Annotated in this window: 3 protein-coding genes; all 3 read right to left on the bottom strand. The window is 34.7% G+C overall.

What is annotated here, in order from left to right:
• Positions 1 to 80: 80 nt before the first annotated feature.
• Complete coding sequence (locus J6D32_RS09410) at positions 81 to 1,277, bottom strand: IS110 family RNA-guided transposase (RefSeq protein ID WP_287467605.1); 1,197 nt, start codon at positions 1,275 to 1,277, stop codon at positions 81 to 83.
• Between the two features lie 481 nt (positions 1,278 to 1,758).
• Positions 1,759 to 2,670 carry a tRNA (adenosine(37)-N6)-dimethylallyltransferase MiaA gene (gene miaA / locus J6D32_RS09405; protein WP_287467604.1) on the bottom strand — a complete coding sequence of 304 codons (912 nt, stop codon included), beginning with the start codon at positions 2,668 to 2,670 and terminating at the stop codon, positions 1,759 to 1,761.
• An 8-nt stretch (positions 2,671 to 2,678) separates the two neighbouring features.
• Positions 2,679 to 4,544, bottom strand: coding sequence for a DNA mismatch repair endonuclease MutL (gene mutL, locus J6D32_RS09400; protein WP_287467603.1), 1,866 nt, complete (start codon positions 4,542 to 4,544; stop codon positions 2,679 to 2,681).
• Positions 4,545 to 4,562 lie beyond the last annotated feature (18 nt).

Genomic DNA, 4,562 nt, shown 5'->3' with positions numbered 1-4,562 from the left:
TTTTTTCATAAAATTTTTATCGATTTTTCTGCATGACAAAATAGACACTGAGACAGTGCCTTTTTAATTATTTCTTATCTTTATGTTAACTTTGAATAGATTTCCATTGTACGTGCATAGTAAATACGAAGCATTTTATTGAATCCTGCAAACAGTGCTACTTTAAACGCTTTACCTTCAGCTCGCTTTTTCTGAATATATTCGTAGATATCCTTATCCTCTGAAGGTTCTCTTCTCATCAATATAAACATAATTTCAAATCCACATTTCCTCAAGCTAGCAGATCCTCTTTTTGAAATATGTCTTCGAGTACCTTCGAATTGTCCTGATTGGTACGGTGGTGCATCTATCCCTGCATAAGCTATCAAACTTTTTGCATTCTTAAATCTTCGGATATCTCCTATTTCTGCAATGAGTCGTGGCGCTAAAGTATCTCCAATACCAGGCATTGACCGGACCATGTCGTATTCAGGAAGTTCTTTCGCTAATAATCGCATCTGTGTTATAATGGCATCAGTTGAAGTTTGTGTACTACGAAGAACATTGATACAACTTTCAACAGCTATTTCAAGACTTCTACTACTTGAGATAGCCGGAACACATTCTAGGGCTAAATCATAAACTTTTTTTGCGAGTTGTGGACCCTTAGTGTGTTCTTTTTTTTCGGCCATTTTTACAAATTGTTTCGTGAAGACTTTTTCGCTTTGTTTTACAACGTAGCTCACATGCGGATACTTCAATAAAAAATCTAATAATAACTCTGTATAGTAGTCTGTTAAAATCTTTTCTATTCCTGGAAAAATTCGTTCAATTAAATGATTTAATTGAATTTTACTTTTTGTTCGAATGGCAATTAATTGATTATATTCTCGTGATAACATCATTAACTCATTATATATTTTTTCTGATATTAAATGGTCATCTAGCTTAAACCACTTCTCAGTTCCATATAATGATAATTTCAATGCATCTTTTCGATCTGTTTTCCCTTTTCTTATTTCAGCATCAAAGAACTTTTTAATTAGTAAGGGATTCGCAACATGAACAAAATATCCTTTACTTTTAAGAAACTCTAATAATGCAAGGTGGTAAATCCCTGTAGCTTCCATAATAAATTTCACTTCATCTTGCGGATAATCTTTAACATACATTAATAATTCTTCAAAGCCACTTTTGGTATGTCTAAATTCAAATGGGCTACAAATCACTTCTCCTTGTACGTTCAGTATAGCTGCGGTACTTTTTCTTTTAGAAATATCAATTCCTACACTGATCATAATAAAACTCCTTTATCAAAAGTTTATGATTGGGTCCAACCTCTATTCATACACTCATTTTGGTTCGTTACACGGTAGCTATGTACCAACTTGCTTAATCGAATATTAAATGAATAGAGTTGGTCAACACTTTGTCAAACGGATGTAAAACCCAAAGAACCTTCGTTGACCAATCACCCTATTATCATGAAAAAAACTTGTAGAATAAACACTTTCAATCAAAGTATTTCTCTACAAGTTTTATAGTACCAAAGAGCCTAACAAAAAACACCTTACTGACTTTTCAGTAAGGTGTTTTTTTATTGACTAAATATCCTATCTAGAAACACAAATTTATTTTAAAATTCTTTATTAAACTGCTTTGATACTAGAGCATCTTATAGTCAGTCTATCAACTACAAAGGATTTGATAGCAATTCAACCAAACCTTAGTGGTCACCTCTATTCAAAGCAAATAAAAAGGAGATCAAAAGTCTCCTTTTTATTTATTCTGAACATAAGTTAACACTTCTTGAACTGTTTTATCAAAATGTTGTACATCAACCTTAAACCATGTAACATCCATTTGATTATTAAACCATGTATATTGACGTTTTGCATAACGTCGAGAATTTCGTTTAATTAATTCTTTACTTTCTTCTAATGAAATGAATCCCTTAAAATAATCATACAGTTCTTTATATCCAATCGCTCGAATCGATTGAGATTCAGCTGGAATACCTTCATCAAATAAAGCTTTTACTTCTTCAACTAATCCTGTTTCATACATCACATCGACACGCTTATTGATACGATCATATAAAACAGTACGATCATCCGTTAATCCGATTAAGCAAGCGTCATAAATCATTTTATGTTCTTGTTTTTCAATCATTTCAGATTTTTTAACCCCTGAAGTTTCATAAATTTCAAGTGCTCGAATAACACGTTTACGGTTATTAGGATGAATGTCTTTTGCCCCCGCTTCATCAACAGCTGCAAGTTTAGCATGTAACTCTTCATTACTTAAATGACCATACTTCGCTTCATCAACCTCTTTTGATTCAGATTCTCCAGCAAATTCATAATCATACAAAACACTTTTAATATATAATCCTGTTCCACCCACGATAATCGGTAGCTTTCCACGAGATTTAATCTCTTCCATTTTAGCACGAACGGTTTGTTGGAATGCGGCTACAGAATATGGTTCATCTGGATTTTTTTCATCGATTAAATGATGTGGAATCCCTTGGCGCTCATCCATTGTTGCTTTAGCTGTTCCAATGTCCATTCCACGATAAATCTGCATCGAGTCGCCACTAATAATTTCACCATTTAATTTCTTCGCCAACTCGATACTCATTTTGGTTTTCCCAACGGCTGTTGGGCCAACAATACATAATACATCCATTTTTTCACCTACATTACGCGTTTAAACAATTTTTCAATTTCATACTTTGTCATTTTTACGATAATCGGACGTCCATGCGGACACGTATAAGGTTGCTCACAATAACAAAGGCTTTGAAGCAACTCTTTAATTTCATACTCATTAATGTACTGATTCGCTTTAATTGATCCTTTACAACTCATCATAATTGCCACTGATTCACGTAACTTCCCAATATCAACTTGGTTATCTAAAATCACCTGATGTAAAATCGTCTCAACAATCGATTTTGCATCCAGTTTCTGTGCCCAAACCGGAATACTACGAACGACTAATGATTGACCTCCGAATTCTTCAATTTCAAATCCAAATTTCATTAAAGATGGAAGGGCCTCTTTTAAAAGTAATAGTTCGTTAGCTGCATATTTTAATACAATAGGAATCAACAACTCGACACAATCTCCACTCACATCACGTAAGAGTTGATAATTTTTCTCATATTGCACACGCTCCATCGCTGCATGTTGATCAACAATAAATAGTCCTTCTTCATTTTGAGCAAGTAAATACGTTCCATGAAGTTGCCCAATATAATAAAGTTCAAGTGTCGCTTCTTCCGTTTTCGTTGGTGCCACCACTTTAAGTTCCTCTTGACTCGATTGGGCGAAAGGTACTGATTGTGTGACCCTTTCAACTGACTCCTCGTGAACTGAATCCGCTTCTACATCAGTCACGACCGTACTCTCTTGAATTTCTTCAATGACTAACTTTTGCTTCATCACCATTGGTTCTGGTTGAATCACTTTTGACGGTGTCTCTACTTTGGGTGCCTGGAAACTTAGCGTTTGTTGAACTGGTTTTGATAGCTGAGGCATAACGGGTGCTTTAATTTCTGTTTGTGGAATATACTCCACGTGATTTAACACTTTTTTAATTTCTGTGTAAATAAACGTTCTTAGGGCTTCTTCTTGTGAAAAGCGAACCTCTAGTTTAGCAGGATGAACATTAACATCCACTAACATCGGATCAAGCTTTAGATTAAGGACCACAATCGGATATTTATCTTTAGGTAATAAGGTATGATAGGCTTCTAAAATAGAGCGCATGACATTATAATTACGAATCGCACGCCCATTTACAATAATTGTCATATAATTTCGAGACGCACGGTTAATGATAGGATCACTAATAAATCCTGAAATTTCATATGTATCATTTTTCGCTGAAAAAGGGATCATCTTTTTCGCAATATCAAAACCATAAACACTAGCAATGACACTTTGTAAATTATTTTGGCCATTCGTTTGGAATAATAGTCGTTGATTATTAAATAATTTAAACGCAATCTCTGGATGAGAAAGTGCAATCTTATTGATATAATCTGTGATATGACTCAGTTCAGTATTCAACGATTTAATATGTTTCAAACGAGCTGGTGTATTAAAGAACAGATGATTCACTTCCATCTCAGTTCCCTTACGCATGACACCTGGTTTTGATGCAAGAACATCGCCACCTTTAATATTTAAATGCAATCCATTATTGATGCCATCTGATGTTTTTACATGAACATCTGAAACTGAAGCAATTGACGGAAGGGCCTCACCTCGAAACCCAAGTGTTTGAATTCTAAATATATCATATTGTGTTTTAACTTTACTTGTGGCGTGACGTTCAAAGGCGAGATGAGCGTCTTCTTCACTCATCCCTTCTCCATTATCAATGACTTTAATTTGACGAACACCTGAATCTTGTAAATGAATTTCAATATTCGTACTTTGGGCATCAATCGCATTTTCAAGCAACTCTTTCACGACCGAAGCGGGACGTTCAATGACCTCTCCCGCTGCAATCATATTGGCCAGTTGCTCACTCATACGCTGTATTTTTCCCATAAGTCACCTACTTTCTTT

This window comes from Turicibacter sp., from assembly GCF_017941855.1.
In the GTDB taxonomy this organism is placed as follows: domain Bacteria; phylum Bacillota_I; class Bacilli_A; order MOL361; family Turicibacteraceae; genus Turicibacter; species Turicibacter sanguinis.
The sequence above is the reverse complement of the archived record's forward strand: the minus strand, read 5'-3'. Positions and strand labels throughout refer to the sequence as shown.